This is a genomic window from Mesorhizobium sp. M1227, from assembly GCF_040318315.1.
Lineage (GTDB): Bacteria > Pseudomonadota > Alphaproteobacteria > Rhizobiales > Rhizobiaceae > Mesorhizobium.
This window is the reverse complement of record NZ_JAMYLZ010000029.1, coordinates 1-15,090: the sequence shown is the minus strand read 5'-3', so window position 1 is coordinate 15,090 and position 15,090 is coordinate 1. Positions and strand designations below refer to the sequence as shown.

Annotated in this window: 14 protein-coding genes and 2 pseudogenes; 10 read left to right on the top strand and 6 right to left on the bottom strand. The window is 63.1% G+C overall.

Translation table 11 applies throughout. The features are described 5' to 3' along the window. Window positions 1-10: 10 nt before the first annotated feature. Window positions 11-601, bottom strand: a complete 591-nt coding sequence (locus NKH28_RS25750) for a transglycosylase SLT domain-containing protein (protein ID WP_352980714.1) — start codon at window positions 599-601, stop codon at window positions 11-13. 218 nt (window positions 602-819) lie between these two features. Here NKH28_RS25750 and NKH28_RS25745 point away from each other — a divergent pair, with 218 nt between their 5' ends. The 3 genes from NKH28_RS25745 (at window position 820) to NKH28_RS25735 (ending at window position 5,837) form a co-directional block, all read left to right on the top strand. Continuing rightward, window positions 820-2,358: a trimethylamine methyltransferase family protein gene (locus NKH28_RS25745; RefSeq protein WP_352980713.1), complete on the top strand. Its 1,539-nt coding sequence runs from the start codon at window positions 820-822 to the stop codon at window positions 2,356-2,358. Between the two features lie 79 nt (window positions 2,359-2,437). Next, window positions 2,438-4,879, top strand: a complete 2,442-nt coding sequence (locus NKH28_RS25740; protein WP_352980712.1) for a GcvT family protein — start codon at window positions 2,438-2,440, stop codon at window positions 4,877-4,879. A gap of 151 nt (window positions 4,880-5,030) precedes the next feature. Beyond that, a complete protein-coding gene (locus NKH28_RS25735; protein WP_352980711.1) occupies window positions 5,031-5,837 on the top strand; it encodes a class I SAM-dependent methyltransferase in 807 nt (268 codons plus the stop codon). Between the two features lie 20 nt (window positions 5,838-5,857). Here the strand turns inward: NKH28_RS25735 and NKH28_RS25730 are convergent, their stop codons facing one another. After that, complete coding sequence (locus tag NKH28_RS25730; RefSeq protein WP_352684720.1) at window positions 5,858-6,250, bottom strand: DoxX family protein; 393 nt, start codon at window positions 6,248-6,250, stop codon at window positions 5,858-5,860. Window positions 6,251-6,406: 156 nt separating this feature from the next. Beyond that, window positions 6,407-7,183 (bottom strand): VOC family protein, encoded by a 777-nt coding sequence (locus NKH28_RS25725; protein ID WP_352453197.1) that lies wholly within the window; start codon window positions 7,181-7,183, stop codon window positions 6,407-6,409. Window positions 7,184-7,356: 173 nt separating this feature from the next. Here NKH28_RS25725 and NKH28_RS25720 point away from each other — a divergent pair. The 6 genes and pseudogenes from NKH28_RS25720 to NKH28_RS25695 all read left to right on the top strand — a co-directional run. Beyond that, a pseudogene (locus NKH28_RS25720) lies at window positions 7,357-7,479 on the top strand (gamma-glutamylcyclotransferase); the annotation flags it as partial. Between the two features lie 215 nt (window positions 7,480-7,694). Then, entirely contained in the window at window positions 7,695-9,059 is a 1,365-nt protein-coding gene (locus tag NKH28_RS25715) for an NAD(P)-dependent oxidoreductase (RefSeq protein ID WP_352769151.1), read from the top strand. Window positions 9,060-9,061: 2 nt separating this feature from the next. Continuing rightward, window positions 9,062-10,375: an NAD-dependent dihydropyrimidine dehydrogenase subunit PreA gene (gene preA, locus NKH28_RS25710; protein ID WP_352980738.1), complete on the top strand. Its 1,314-nt coding sequence runs from the start codon at window positions 9,062-9,064 to the stop codon at window positions 10,373-10,375. A gap of 100 nt (window positions 10,376-10,475) precedes the next feature. Next, window positions 10,476-10,994, top strand: a complete 519-nt coding sequence (locus tag NKH28_RS25705) for an RrF2 family transcriptional regulator (protein ID WP_352453193.1) — start codon at window positions 10,476-10,478, stop codon at window positions 10,992-10,994. Window positions 10,995-11,007: 13 nt separating this feature from the next. Then, a complete protein-coding gene (locus tag NKH28_RS25700) occupies window positions 11,008-11,466 on the top strand; it encodes a carboxymuconolactone decarboxylase family protein (protein ID WP_352505556.1) in 459 nt (152 codons plus the stop codon). 61 nt (window positions 11,467-11,527) lie between these two features. Continuing rightward, window positions 11,528-11,905, top strand: coding sequence for a DoxX family protein (locus tag NKH28_RS25695; RefSeq protein WP_352980737.1), 378 nt, complete (start codon window positions 11,528-11,530; stop codon window positions 11,903-11,905). 30 nt (window positions 11,906-11,935) lie between these two features. Here NKH28_RS25695 and NKH28_RS25690 read toward each other — a convergent pair whose 3' ends face one another. Beyond that, complete coding sequence (locus NKH28_RS25690; protein WP_352980710.1) at window positions 11,936-12,658, bottom strand: SDR family oxidoreductase; 723 nt, start codon at window positions 12,656-12,658, stop codon at window positions 11,936-11,938. After that, the gene (locus tag NKH28_RS25685; protein WP_352929959.1) at window positions 12,655-13,506 is read right to left on the bottom strand and encodes an SDR family NAD(P)-dependent oxidoreductase; all 852 of its coding nucleotides are present in this window, start codon (window positions 13,504-13,506) and stop codon (window positions 12,655-12,657) included. Before NKH28_RS25685 ends, NKH28_RS25690 begins: the two co-directional genes overlap by 4 nt. Window positions 13,507-13,611: 105 nt before the next feature. Here NKH28_RS25685 and NKH28_RS25680 point away from each other — a divergent pair, with 105 nt between their 5' ends. Then, complete coding sequence (locus tag NKH28_RS25680) at window positions 13,612-14,484, top strand: helix-turn-helix transcriptional regulator (protein ID WP_352980709.1); 873 nt, start codon at window positions 13,612-13,614, stop codon at window positions 14,482-14,484. Between the two features lie 347 nt (window positions 14,485-14,831). Here NKH28_RS25680 and NKH28_RS25675 read toward each other — a convergent pair. Beyond that, a pseudogene (locus NKH28_RS25675) lies at window positions 14,832-15,090 on the bottom strand (hypothetical protein); the annotation flags it as partial.

Sequence of the window (15,090 nt, the reverse complement as noted above, 5' to 3'; positions counted from 1 at the left end):
CGTTAATAGGCTAGGGCGCGCATTGCCGTAGCTGCGCGGCGTAGTCCTGCGCCATCTGTTCGGTGGCATGCGCATAGCGCTGCACGTCGGCGTCGCCGCGACTGCCGCGCTTGTAGGCATTCCAGCCGAGATAGTAGGCGAGATACAGATTGTAGGTGTCGTTGCGGGCGACGCCGAGCGTGTCGGCGGTCTTGGAATGATACCAGCCGACGAAATCGACGGCATCGGCAAACCTGGTGCGGCGCGCCGCCCAGCTTCCGGTCTCGTTCTGGTATTGCGCCCAGGTGCCGTCGAGCGCCTGCGAGAAGCCGGTGGCGCTGGAGATATGTTTCCAGGGAATGAAGCCCAGCAGCTTGGTGCGCGGCGGCCTTGCGTTGCTCTTGAAGCCGGATTCCTTGCGCACCGTCGCCATCAGCACGGGAACCGGCACACCGTATTTCTGCTCGGTGCGTTGTGCCGCCGCCTGCCAATTGTCGAACCAGCCGTCATTCTGGTCGAAAACGGCGCACACATCGTTGATATGGTTCGGTGGCGTCGCGCAGCCCGAAAGCGCCAGCGGCGCGGCAATCGCTATAATTTTACTAAAACTCGACCTACGCATCGGAAGAGCATTAGGCCGAAAACATAAAAGGAATCTTGCTGTCTTTCTTAACGGCTCATCGGCCGCTTTGGCCGACACTGAGCAGGTATAAACATTCCGACGTTTGTTGTCGCTTTTACCGACGTGAAATTCCCGGAATGCCGCCTTGGCTAAAATCACGCCCGCAGGTGGCGGATTCTTGACAGCCCGATCCTCGTCCCGGCGCTTTGATGCGCCGCATGAGCGAACCAAGACGCAAGCGCGGCGCCGAGCGAACCAGCAACAGGGGACCGACCGCCATCCCGCAACTGTCGCTCAGGCGGGTGACAAATCCTTATCCGCCGATGGCGATGCTCTCGGCCGACCAGATCGAGGCGATCCACCAGGCGTCGATGCATATCCTGGAGAATTTCGGCATCGAGGTGATGAGCCCGCCGGCGCTGTCGCTGTTCGAGAAGGCCGGAGCCAAGGTCGATCATGCCACGATGAACGTCCGCATCGATCGCGGCATGATCGAGGAAGCGCTGAAGACGACGCAGTCCAGCTATACGCTGACGCCGCGCAATCCCGCCCATGCCGTCCACCTCGGCGGCAATACCATCAACTTCACGCTCGTCGCCGGGCCGCCGAATGTGCACGACATGGAGCGCGGCCGCCGTGCCGGCAATTTGCGCGATTATTCCGATCTCGTCCGGCTGGCGCAGCATTTCAACTGCATCCACATGCTAGGCAACCAGGTCTGCGCGCCGGTAGAATTGCCGGCGAATTCCCGTCATCTCGACACCTATTTCACCAATCTGACACTGACCGACAAAAGCTTTCACGTCTCGGCCATCGGCCGCGGCAGGGCGCTCGACGGCATCGAAATGATGGCAATCGCGCGCGGACTGACGCTTGACGAGATGCGCCACGATCCCGGCGTCACCACGATCATTTCGGTCAATTCGCCGCGCCGCTTCGACGAGATGATGGCCGAGGGGCTGATGACGATGGCCGAGTTCGGCCAGTCGGTGGCGGTAACGCCATTCACGCTGATGGGGGCGATGAGCCCGGTGACGCTTGCCGGCGCGCTCGCCCAGCAGAATGCCGAGGCGCTGTTCGGCGTGGTGCTGACGCAGCTCGTCCGGCCCGGCGCGCCGGTGATGTATGGCGCCTTCACCTCCAATGTCGATATGAAATCGGGAGCGCCGGCGTTCGGCACGCCTGAAAACACCAAGGCGAATATCGCGTCCGGACAGTTGGCGCGGCGTTACAACCTGCCTTATCGCACAACGCCGGGCTCGGCTTCCAATGCCGCCGACGCGCAAGGCGCCTATGAGACGCTGATGGCGCTGTGGGGCGCGGTGCTCGGCCATGGCAACCTGGTCTACCATGCCGCCGGCTGGCAAGAGGGCGGACTGACGGCGTCGTTCGAAAAGTTCATCATCGACGTCGAGATGATCCAGCACATGATGGAGTTTTTGCGCCCGATCGAGGTCAACGAGGCCGAGCTTGCTGTCGAGGCTCTGGGTGCGGTTCCGACCGGCGGCCACTTCTTCGGCGAGCCGCACACTCTGGAGCGCTACGCCACAGCCTTCTACCAGCCGATGCTGTCCAACTGGCAAAATTTCGAGGCCTGGCAGGAGGCTGGCGGGCTCGATGCCACGGCGCGGGCGACGAGGCTTTGGAAGAAGGCGCTGGAGGACTATGTCGAGCCGGTGATGGAAGTCTCCAGGCGCGAGGCGCTTGAGACGTACGTGGCCAAGCGCAAGGAAGCGATCGGGCAAAGCGAGCCGTGATGATCGAAGGCTCGCGCTCGTGGGGCTCCTCCCCGAATTCATCGTTCCCATCCAACTCGTTGACGTCAGAGAGAATCCCATGAAATCGCATGCAAAGGTCGTGGTTATCGGTGGTGGCGTCGTCGGGTGCTCCGTGCTGTTCCATCTGGCCCGGCACGGCTGGACAGACATCGTGCTTCTGGAGCGCGATGAATTGACCTCCGGCTCGACCTGGCACGCCGCCGGCGGCATGCACACGATCAATGGCGATCCCAATGTCGCCAAGCTGCAGAAATACACAATCTCGCTCTACAAGGAGATCGAGGAACTGTCCGGCCAGGCGACCGGCGTGCATTTGACTGGCGGCGTCTTGCTGGCGGCGACCGAGGCGCGGCTCGACTGGCTGCGCGGTGTCATCGCCAAGGGCCGCTATCTCGGCATCGAGCTCGAGGAGATATCGCCAAACGAGGCGGCCGAGCTGATGCCGTTGCTCGATCCCAAGCAGTTCGTCGGTGCCGTGCGCAACAAGGAGGACGGTCATCTCGATCCGTCCGGCGTCACCCACGCCTACGCCAAGGCCGCGAGGAAGCTTGGTGCCGAGGTCGAGCGTTTCACCAAGGTCGAGGACATCGTGCGCCGCGCCGACGGGTTGTGGCGTGTCATCACCAACAAGGGCGAGGTTGTGGCCGAGCATGTCGTCAACGCCGGCGGCCTGTGGGCGCGTGAGGTCGGCCGCATGGTCGGGCTGGAGCTGCCGGTGCTGGCGATGGAGCACATGTACCTGATCACCGAGGACATGCCGGAAGTCGCCGCCTGGAACCAGAAGGCTGGTTCCGAAATCATCCATGCCGTGGATTTCGACGGCGAGCTGTATTTGCGCCAGGAACGCGGCGGCATGCTGATGGGCACTTATGAAAAGGCCAACAAGCCATGGTCCGAATTCCAGACGCCATGGAATTTCGGCCACGAACTGCTGGAGCCCGATATCGACCGCATCGCACCGTCGCTGGAGGTTGGCTTCCGGCATTTCCCGGCGTTCCAGAACACCGGCATCAAGCAGATCATCAACGGACCCTTCACCTTCGCGCCGGACGGCAATCCGCTGGTCGGGGCGGTGCGCGGCCTGCCGGGGTTCTGGGTGGCCTGTGGTGTCATGGCCGGGTTCTCGCAGGGCGGCGGCGTCGGCCTGGCGCTGTCGAACTGGATGATCGAGGGCGATCCCGGCGCCGACATCTGGGCGATGGATGTGTCGCGCTACGGTGACTGGGCCACGATGGCCTATACCAACGCCAAGGTGCGCGAGAATTATTCGCGGCGGTTTTCGATCCGCTTCCCGAACGAGGAACTGCCGGCTGGGCGACCGCTCAAGACGACGCCGGTCTATGATCTGTTGTCGGCCGAGGGCGCGCAATGGGGCGTCGCCTATGGGCTGGAAGTGCCGCTGTGGTATGCGCCCGAAGGGGTCAAGGACGAATTCTCCTGGCGCCGCTCGAGCGACTTCGAGCATGTCGCGAAAGAAGTGGAGACGGTTCGGCAACGCGTTGGTCTGTCGGAAATCTCGTCATTTGCCAAATACAGAGTCACCGGCGCGGGCGCAGCAACCTGGCTCGACAGTATGCTCGCGTGCAAATTGCCAAGGCCCGGCCGCATGACGCTGGCGCCGATGCTGAAGGAAGACGGCAGGTTGATCGGCGATTTCACGCTGGCCAATCTCGGCGGTCCAAATTCTGCAAGTAAGAATTGGTTCCTGGCCGGCAGCGGTGTCGCCGAGCAGTACCACATGCGCTGGTTCGAAGCGCATCTGCCGAAGGACGGCTCTGTTAGCATCGAGGCGCTGGGAGCAAAACTCACCGGCCTGTCGATCGCCGGGCCGAGCGCGCGTAACCTTCTTGAAAAGATCACACGATCTGATGTGTCGAATACGGCCTTTCCGTTCATGGCCATCAGCAGGATGGATATCGGCATGGCGCCGTGCCTGGTCGGGCGCGTCAGCTACACCGGCGACCTCGGCTACGAAATCTGGGTGGCGCCGGAATATCAGCGTGCAGCCTACCAGGCGCTGATGGGGGCGGGCGAGGAATTCGGCATCGGCCTGTTCGGCTCGCGCGCGCTCAATGCGCTGCGGCTCGAGAAGAATTACGGCTCATGGGCGCGCGAATACCGGCCGATCTATGGGCCGCTGGAGGCCGGCCTCGACCGCTTCGTCGCGTATGGCAAAGAGGCCGATTTCATCGGCAAGCAGGCGGCACTGGCCGAGCGCAAGCAAGGCGGCAGACTGCGGCTGCGGGCCTTTGTCGTCGATACTGTCGATGCCGACGTCATCGGCGACGAGCCAATCTGGTACGGCGGTGCCGTGCGCGGTTGGGTCACGTCGGGCGGCTACGCACATCATTCGAAAAAATCCGTCGCCATGGGTTATGTGCCGAAAGAGATCGCCGATGAGGCCAACGGTTTCGAGATCGAGCTATTGGGCAAGCGTTACGCCGCACGCATGCAGCAGACACCGCTGTTCGACGCCAATTTCGAGCGGATGCGCGGTTGAGGAACCGAGTGGCATAGCGAAGTCGCCGTGCCGGTGGCACGATGAAAGGGGGAGGACGATTTCGCGATAGTGAAAATTCTTTCGCGCGGTGACCTTTGGTTTTATTGTCGAGCTGCGGCGGAAGGCTGGGCAATTGCTTCGGAGGTCCACCATGCCCGACGTGTATGCGCAGATCACAACCGCTGATCCGGCTGTTGTCGCGGTTCTTATCAACGCGATGGAGTTGCGGGCCGCAGACCCGCGCCAGAAGGCAATTCGCCACTCGTTTTTCTCGTCGATCGATTTTCCGGAAAGGGCACGCGTCCTCGAAGGCGGCTGCGGCTCGGGACCGATCAGTCGCGAGCTTGCGCGCTGGCCGGGGGTGAACGAGGTTGTTGGGCTCGATCCGTCGCCGATATTTCTGGCGAAGGCGCGCGAGCTTGCCGCGGATATCCCCAACCTGAACTTCGTCGAAGGGGATGCCAGGTCGCTGCCGCACGAGGACAACTCGTTCGATGTGGTCATCTTCCATACCTGCCTGACCCATGTGCCCGGTCCCGAAAAGGCCCTGACGGAATCGTTGCGCGTGCTTCGCCCAGGCGGCTGCCTGGCGATCTTCGACGGCGATTACGCGACGACGACGGTCGCCATCGGCGATCATGATCCGCTGCAGGATTGCGTGGATGCCGCAATGGCGGCGCTGGTGAATGACCGCTGGCTGACGCGCCGGCTGCCGCTGCTGGCGAAATCGGCGGGCTTTGTCGTCGAAAAATTCGACAGCTACGGCTACGCCCAAATTGCCGCGCCCGACTACATGCTGACTCTGGTCGATCGCGGCGCCGATATTCTGGCCGGCTGGAAGCGACTCGACAACGCGCTTGGCGACGGGCTGAAGCACGAGGCGCGCCGGCGTGTCGAAGCCGGAGAGTTCTTCGGGTTCATCGCCTTCGCGGGCCTGATTGCGCGCAAGTCGGCCTGAGCGCGCGCTGATCCGCCCGGCTACGATGTTTTGCGGTTGTCCAGTGCCAGGGCGCCGGGGCCGGCGAATACCAGATAGAAGAAGATGAAGCAGAAGGAGATCGCGGCATCGCCGCCATTGTTGACCGGGAAGAAGCTCTGCGGCATGTGCGCCATGAAATAGGCGATCGCCATCTCGCCGCTGAGAAGGAATGCCACCGGCCTGGTGAAAAGCCCCAATACCAGCAGGATGCCGCCTCCGAATTCCAGGATGGCCGCGGTCAGCGATAGCCCGCTCATGGTGCCGGCATGGTCGCCGACGGGGAAATTGAACAGTTTCTGGGTGCCGTGCTCAATGAACTGCAGCGCCGTCATGATGCGCAAGGCGGCAAGGGCGAACGGTTGATATCCGGCGAGGCCTTCGAAAAGCTTCATCTACGACTCCATTTTCACCTAGCCCGGCCATAGGTCATCGCCAAAGGCCGGACCATTCACATAGTCCGGCCTTCATTCAACTGTCGGTGAGTGAGTCGTGAGGCGTGCTGCAGCCTTGGGGCCGCACGATGGCGGCCCCGCAATTGGCGCGGCCTGTTACCGCGTCGGTGCCATTAGCGCGAAATGGGCGCCTTGCGGATCCGTGCACTGTACGATCCAGCTGCCGCCGGGGACCTCCATCGGACCCATCAGGATCTTGCCGCCATTGTCGGTGACGCGCTTGGCTGCCGCGTCGATGCCGGGCACGTTGAAATAGAACTGCCAGACCGGCGCCGGGATCTGCTCGGGCTTGTTCATCATGCCGCCAACGGGCTCGCCGCCGAAGGCGAAAAGCTGGTAGACGCCCATCGGACCCATATCCATGGCGTCGCCCTTCTCCCAGCCGAACTGGCTGGAATAGAAATCGAACGCCGCCTTCCAGTCTGACGTGTAGAGCTCATGCCAGCCGATGTTGCCGGGGGTCGCCAACGGTAGCGGCGGCTGGTCGGGGCCGCTGGGCTGCAGGAAGTTGAACATCGCGCCTTGCGGGTCTGCAACGACGGCGAAGCGGCCGACGCCAGGAATGTCGTCGGGCTCGCGGTGAACCGCGCCACCAGCCTTCTTGAGGGAGGCCGTTGCGGCATCGATGTCCCTGGTGAGGATATAACCGACCCAGGCCGGCGGCATGCCCATCTTGCGCGCGTCATCGGGCAGCGTCATCATCCCGCCGACGCCGCGCTCGCCGACATTCATGACGATATAGCGCGGCATGCCCTGGGCCCCTTCGAAAGGCTGCCCCCTCCAGCCCACCACGGAGGTGTAAAACGCCTCGGCGGCGTCGAGATCGGTGGTCATCAGCTCGTACCAGAAGAAGGGCATGGGGGACTGTGGCATTGTCGTGCTCCTTGCGGTTTGTACATCGATCATGCGCGATCCATTCTAGGACGATCTTCACGACGAAAATCCGACAGCCAACCAAAAAAGATGACGGCAAATTGGAAATGTTACCGGGTTGCGCGCCCTGCGGTTTTCGACTTTGCTCGCAGTCAACGAGGGGTTGTTGATCCATGCGCCGGATGTCGCTCACTTCCGAACTTGTCGCGCTGTGCCATCGGGAGGAGGCCGATCCCGGCCCCGATGGCAGCTGGACGCAGCTGACGGACGAAGACTTCAGGGCCCTTTGCCTTCGGTGATCAAAACCAACGCTAAGCTTACCAGGCTGACCACTCAGTCCAGCAACGGCAGTGCCGCTATGGCCAAGCTTCCCTGTCGGCGGCTTTGGTAACATGAGTACACTTGTCATGTTTATTCGTGGCTTTTCAGCAGTTTGCACAGAAAATTGACCAATTGATAAAAAAACAAAACGTGCTAGCCTTCCCCAAAACAAGAACATGGGGAACTGACGATGCCAGAAGGCCAGTTCAAGCAAGGCATTGCCGGCGGGCGGCTTTCGCCGGGACAATATGCCGATAATTTTGCCGACCTGCACCCGCCGCTCGATCATCACGAGGCGCTGGTCGAGTCCGACCGCTGCTATTTCTGCTATGACGCGCCGTGCATGAATGCATGCCCGACCTCGATCGACATCCCGCTGTTCATCCGCCAGATTTCGACGGGCAATCCGATCGGCTCAGCCAAGACTATTTTTGACCAGAACATTTTGGGCGGCATGTGCGCCCGCGTCTGCCCGACCGAGACGCTATGCGAAGAAGTCTGCGTGCGGGAGGTGGCCGAAGGCAAGCCGGTGCAGATTGGTCGCCTTCAGCGCTACGCCACCGATGTCGCCATGGCCGAAAACAAGCAGTTCTACGAGCGCCCCGAACCGACCGGCAAGACGGTCGCCGTGGTCGGCGCCGGACCGGCCGGGCTTGCCGCCGCGCATCGGCTCTCCCGCTACGGCCACGACGTGACCATCCTGGAAGCCCGCCCGAAGCCCGGCGGCCTCAATGAGTACGGTATCGCCGCCTATAAGAGCGTCGACAATTTCGCCCAGGCTGAAGTCGACTATGTCACGTCGATCGGCGGCATTGACATCCAGAACGGCAAGGCGCTCGGCCGTGATTACCAGCTGTCGGACCTGACCAGGAATTACGATGCGGTGTTCCTCGGCATGGGGCTTGCCGGCGTCAATGCCTTGCGAGCGGAAGGCGAGGAGGCGCAAGGCGTCACCAATGCCGTCGAGTTCATTGCCGAGCTTCGTCAGGCCAGTGATCTGGCCAGCCTGCCGGTCGGCCGGCGTGTTGTCGTCATCGGCGGCGGCATGACGGCGATCGACGCGGCGGTGCAATCGAAGCTGCTCGGAGCCGAAGAGGTGACGATCTGCTATCGGCGCGGCCCGGAGCACATGAATGCCTCCGAATTCGAGCAGGATCTGGCTGCCGCCAACGGCGTCATCATCCGGCACTGGTTGCAGCCGAAGCGGGTCATTGCCGATGCCGGCAAGGTGTCGGCGATCGAGCTCGAATACACCGCGATGGACGGCGACAGGCTCGTCGGCACCGGCGAGCGGCTGACGCTCGTCTCCGATCAGGTGTTCAAGGCGATCGGCCAGAGTTTTGTCCCGGCTGCGCTCAACGGCAGCGGGGCTTTGCTTGACCTGGAAGCCGGCCGCATCAAGGTCGACGCCGAAGGCCGCACCTCGCTGCCAAACGTCTGGGCCGGCGGCGACTGCATCTTTGGCGGCGACGACCTGACAGTCTCGGCCGTCGCACAAGGCCGCGACGCGGCGGAAAGCATTCATCGGGCACTGACCTCGAACGGGAGGGCATGAGCATGGCAGACATCCGCAACAATTTCGTCGGCATCAAATCGCCGAACCCGTTCTGGCTGGCTTCGGCGCCGCCGACCGACAAGGCCTATAACGTCATCCGCGCCTTCAAGGCTGGCTGGGGCGGCGTTGTCTGGAAGACGCTCGGCGAAGAAGGGCCGCCGGTGGTCAACGTCAACGGGCCGCGCTACGGCGCCATCTGGGGCGCCGATCGTCGCCTGCTTGGCCTCAACAATATCGAGCTGATCACCGACCGTGACCTGCAGGTCAATCTGCGCGAGATCAAGCAGGTCAAGATGGACTGGCCCGACCGGGCGATCGTCGTCTCGCTGATGGTGCCGTGCGAGGAGCATGCCTGGAAGGCGATCCTGCCGGTAGTCGAGGAGACCGGCGCTGACGGCATCGAGCTCAATTTCGGCTGCCCGCACGGCATGTCGGAACGCGGCATGGGTGCGGCAGTCGGCCAGGTGCCGGAATACATCGAAATGGTGGTGCGTTGGTGCAAGGCCAATACCCGCATGCCGGTCATCACCAAGCTGACGCCCAACATCACCGACATACGCAAGCCGGCACGCGCTGCCCTTGCCGGCGGCACCGACGCGGTGTCGCTGATCAACACCATCAATTCGATCACCGGCGTCAATCTCGACAATTTCGCACCGGAGCCGACGATCGACGGCAAAGGTTCGCATGGCGGCTATTGCGGTCCGGCGGTGAAGCCGATCGCCATGAACATGGTGGCCGAGATCGCGCGCGACCCGGAAACGCATGGCCTGCCGATCTCCGGTATCGGCGGCATCACCACCTGGCGCGACGCCGCCGAATTCATGGCGCTCGGCGCCGGCAATGTGCAGGTGTGCACGGCGGCGATGACCTACGGCTTCAAGATCGTGCAGGAGATGATCGCCGGCCTGGAAAACTGGATGGACGAGAAGGGCCATGCCACGCTCGACGACATCATTGGCCGTGCCACGCCCAACGTCACCGACTGGCAGTATCTCAACCTCAACTACGTCGCCAAGGCGCATATCGACCAGGAGGCCTGCATCAAATGCGGCCGCTGCCACATCGCCTGCGAGGACACTTCGCACCAGGCCATCACCAGCATGGTCGACGGCGTCAGGCATTTCGAGGTGATCGAGGCCGAATGCGTCGGCTGCAATCTCTGCGTCAATGTCTGTCCGGTCGAGAACTGCATCACCATGGAGGCGCTGGCGGTCGGCGTGATGGACCAGCGCACCGGCAGGCCGGTGTCGCCGATCTATGCCAACTGGACGACGCATCCGAACAATCCGATGGCCAAGGTGGCGGCGGAATAGCATTGCGAAAAAAGCGGCGTCCATGGGCGCCGCTTTTTGACTTTCCTATTGCGGATAAAAGATATCCAAGATAATCTATATCCATGAACAGGAGAGCGAAATGAAGCTGGGCGAAGGCGTCGAAGCGGCCATCCACTGCGCCGCGATGCTCGCCGGCGTTGATGGCGCCGCGACCTTGCCAGGTGCGGCCATGGCCGAAGCGTTCGGGCTGTCGCCGAGCTATCTGCTTAAGCATCTCAACGCGCTGACTGCGTCCGGCATTCTGGAATCAGTGCCGGGGCCGTCCGGCGGCTACCGGCTGGCGCGGCCGGCGGAACGCATAACGCTGCTCGATATCGTGCTGGCCGTCGAGGGGCGTGAACCGGCGTTCCGCTGCGCCGAAATCCGCCAGCGCGGCCCAGCGAAGCTCGATGCCTCGGTATACGTCAAACCCTGCGGCATCAACGTAGCCATGCTGAAGGCCGAGCGTGCCTATCGCGCCGCGCTCGCCGACGCCCGGCTGTCCGACATCGTTGCAGAATACACCGCCGATGCCGATCCCCGTTCGGTCGCCGCGAACTGCGCCTTCGTCGAGCGCCATCGGCGGCCGCAGAAATCAAGTTCAACCAAGCAAGCATGAAAGGCTACAGACGATGAAACAGAGGCTGCAATTTTTCGGCGCGGCGCCGGAGATCATGAAGGCGGTGTCGGCGCTCAACAAGGCAGTCGACGAATGCGGGCTCGAAAAAAGCCTGTTGCATCTGATCAAGCTCAGGGCGTCGCAGATCAACGGCTGCTCGTATTGCGTCGAGATGCATAGCCGCGAAGCGCGCCGCGACGGCGAAAGCGAGCAGCGGCTCTATCTCGTCTCCGCCTGGAAGGAATCGCCGCTGTTTTCAGAGCGCGAACGCGCGGCCTTGGCCTGGACCGACGCGCTGACCAGGATTGCCGACAACGGTGTGTCGGACGAACTCTATGCAAGGACGCTCGAGTATTTCTCGGAAGAGGAGCTGGTCAAGCTCTCGGTTGCGCTCGGCATGATCAACACCTGGAACCGGCTTTGCGTTCCGTTTCATGCAATCCATCCGATGCCAGCAGTCTTGGCCGCTTGAGCATGGACCAGGCGCGGGGCTTTGCGCCGCGCGCCTCTTTTCTGCCCAAGGACCCGACAGCATGTTTTCAAACTTTGATAGTGAGGTCCTATTCGCCGCCCGCCTGCTGCTTGGCGGCGCCTTTGTCTTTGCCGGCCTGCGCAACATTCAGAACGCGGCGTCGGTGAGCCAATTGATGACGACGCGCGGCGTGCCGCAGGCACGGCTGGTTCTTTGGCTGGGGATCGTCCTGCAGATCATTGCCGGAGCACTGGTGATCGCGGGCATCTGGACCGCTCCGGCGGCGGCATGCCTGATCCTGTTCCTGATCGTCGCCACGCCGATGTTCCATAACTTCTGGGACAATCAGGGCCCGGAGCGCGCGTCCCGCATCAATGGCTTTGTCGGCAACGTCGCGCTGGCCGGAGGATTTCTGGCGCTGATCGCGCAGTCGCTTTGACAACGACTGATGCCTCTTGGAGGCAGCCGCTCACGCCGCATACCGCAAGCCGCCATCACAGGTCAGGACCTGGCCGGTGACGAAGCTGTTCGAAACCAGGAACGCAATTGCCTCGGCGACGTCCTCGGCGCGGCCGATGCGGCCGACCGGCGTCTTGCCGGCATACTCGGCAAACACCGCATGGCGCTGTTCATCGGGCGGGAAATCCCACCACGGCGTGTCGATGACGCCCGGCGCCACGACATTGACGCGTAGCGGCTTCAGCTCCATTGCCAGGATCGGCACCACGGTCAGCAGCATGCCGTTGACGGCGGCGATGCCGGCGACACCCGGCGCCGACAATTGCGCCGACACCGCCGAGATGAAAGTCACCGACCCGTTCTTGTTCAGCGTCGGCAAGGCGGCCTGCAGGCAGGAGAGCTGTGGCCGGACCTTCTCGTCGACGCCGCCGCCGATGTCGGTCAGGTCAAGCGTTTCGAACGCGCCGAGGCCCTTGCCGCCGCTGGCGGCCAGCACCAGGTGATCGAAAGGGCCGAGATCGTTGAAGAACCGGCGAACCTCGTCCGGCTTCGCGGCATCGAAGGCAGCTTTTCCGACAGCGCCGCCAAGGCTTTGCCATGCATTGTCGAGCCGTTCCCTGCTGCGCCCGGTGATAGTCACCTTCATCCCCGGGCCGAGCAGCTTTGTCGCGGTGGCGAGGCCGATGCCGGAGGAGCCACCGACGATCACGGCGTGCTGCGTTTTCTCGGTCATGAATTTTCTTTCTTCGATGTTGCGGAGGCGGGTGCGAGCCCGACAAGGCCGAGGCTCAATTCACGCAACTGTTGCCTCGCCTTCGCGTCATAGGCTTGCGCATCGGCGCGGGATTCCCTTTGGCCGTCGAAATAGAGGCCGCTTCGCCCTTCGAGCGCCGGCGATGTGGCGAGATTGATGATGGCTTCGGCGCCGGTTTCGACCGAACTCCAGGGTGTGACGCCCGCCTGCCGCACCATCGTGGTGTTCATGTAGCTTGCCGGATGCAGGCTGTTGACCGTGACGCCGGTGCCGTTCAGCTGCTCCGCCAGATCGATGGTGAACATGATCTGCGCCAGCTTGCTCTGGCAGTAGGCACGAACGCCGTCATAGGAGCGGGTCAGCATGACATCGTCGAAGTCGATCGCCTGCTGGCCGGCCGAGGCGACGTTGATGATGCGCGCCGGCGCGCTGGCCTTGAGCAGTGGCAGCAGCTCCGTGGTGAGCAGGAAGCCGGCGAGATAATTGACGGCAAAACGCAACTCGTAGCCGTCGGCGCTAACCTGTCGTTTGGAGTTGGGGCCGGCTGTGCCGACGCCGGCATTGTTGATAAGGATATCGAGCCGCTTGGTCCTTGCGCGCACCGCCTCGGCGAGGCGGCGGACCTCGGCCAGGGAGGAGAGATCGGCGACCAGCAGCTCGGCCTTGCCGCCGGCGGCTTCGATTTCGGCCACGGTCGCCTTGCCCCTAGTCGCGTCGCGGCCATGCACCAGGATACGAGCGCCGCCGGCGCCGAGGCTTTGCGCGACGACGCGGCCGACGCCGTCGGTCGATCCTGTGATGAGCATTGTCTTGTCTTTCAGTTCCATGTTCAGAGCCTCCATGTCATCGCTCTGAACGGAAAGATGGGGCACCGGCCACTTGCCAAACAGTTCAAACTTTATCCTGGTATCGATACTGCTATAATAGCACCGATGGATTCACCGACACACTCCGCCGAAGACAGCCGCCGCCGCGAGCTTGGCGCCTTCCTGCGCTCGCGGCGCGAAAGGCTGACGCCTTCGGCCACCGGCATCCCGACGGGGTTGCGCCGGCGCACGCCCGGGCTGCGGCGCGAGGAAGTGGCGATGATCGCCGGCGTCGGCACGACCTGGTACACCTGGCTGGAGCAGGGCCGCGACGTTCGGCCGTCGGTGGAAGTGCTGACGGCGCTCAGCCGGGCGCTGCGCCTGGACACGGCTGAGCAACGGCATCTGTTCATTCTTGCCGGCCGCCCGCAGCCGGAGCGACGCGTCGATGCGCCGGAAAAGGTCGACGGTCCCTTGCTGCACATGCTGCAGAGCCTGGTCCTGCAGCCGGCCTATGTCCTTGGGCGGCGCTGGGATGTGCTGGCCTGGAACTCTGCCGCGGCAGCCGTGTTCGGCGACTATGGCGTGCTGGAGGGCGATGCCCGCAACATCGTCCATATGGTTTTCACCAGCCCGCAGCATCGGCGCCTGCTCGTTGACTGGGAGGAACTGGCGCGTGCCGTGCTGGCGTCATTCCGGGCAGAAAGCGCCAGATATGTCGGCGATCCGGATTTCGAGCGGCTGATCGCGCTGATGACGCGCTCGAGCCCGGAGTTTCGCGCCTGGTGGCCGCTACGCGACGTGGCCCGTAACCTATCGGGTGTAAAGCATGTCAGGCATCCGATAGCGGGTGCCATGGCGTTCGAGCATATGAGCCTGTCGATCGACGACGGCTCCGACATGAAACTGATCGTCTACACGCCGCTCGCCGAGCAGAACTCGATCGCCAAGCTGCAGAAGCTGCTCGATGCGCGGCCGGCCGAGCGGCGCAGCGCGTGAACCCAGCTTCGTCATCCCAAGGCGTAGCAGCCGCGAAGCGGCGTCGCAGAGACCCTGGAATCCATATGTGGACGGCGCCCTGCCTGCAACGGTTGTTTTGCGTCGTTTTCGATCGCTTGCGTCCATATGTCCGGCCTTTGAGCACGGTCCTTGCGGCCGCTGGCCAAGGTGGGGTTCGCGACGCCCGTTCCAATCATGCCAGCGGTTTCGTTGGCCAATGGATCCCTCGGAGTTTCGCGCGTCACGGATCGATCGATCACGCCATCTTCCTTCCGTTGCAAGAGCTTGTGTTCGGTGTTCCTCCGTTGCGGCCTATCCGGGCATGTCAGCGTCGTGCTGAGCCGCGGTCAGGGCTGGCCGCAGGCCACCGCCGTAGGCGGCGCGAAGCGGCCTTGAGGGCGGCGAGGAGGCGTCAGGCTGCCCGCCAGGCCGCAACGGTACGGCTCGCCGGTGATCATCATCTTCCAGGCCATACGGGCGGTCTTGTTGGCGAGCGCCACAGCCGCCAGCTTCGGCGGCTTGCGCGCAATCAACGCCGCCAGCCACGGCGAGGCCTTGGCGCGGCCGCGACGCACCTGCTGGATGTGGGCCGTCGCGCCCACCACC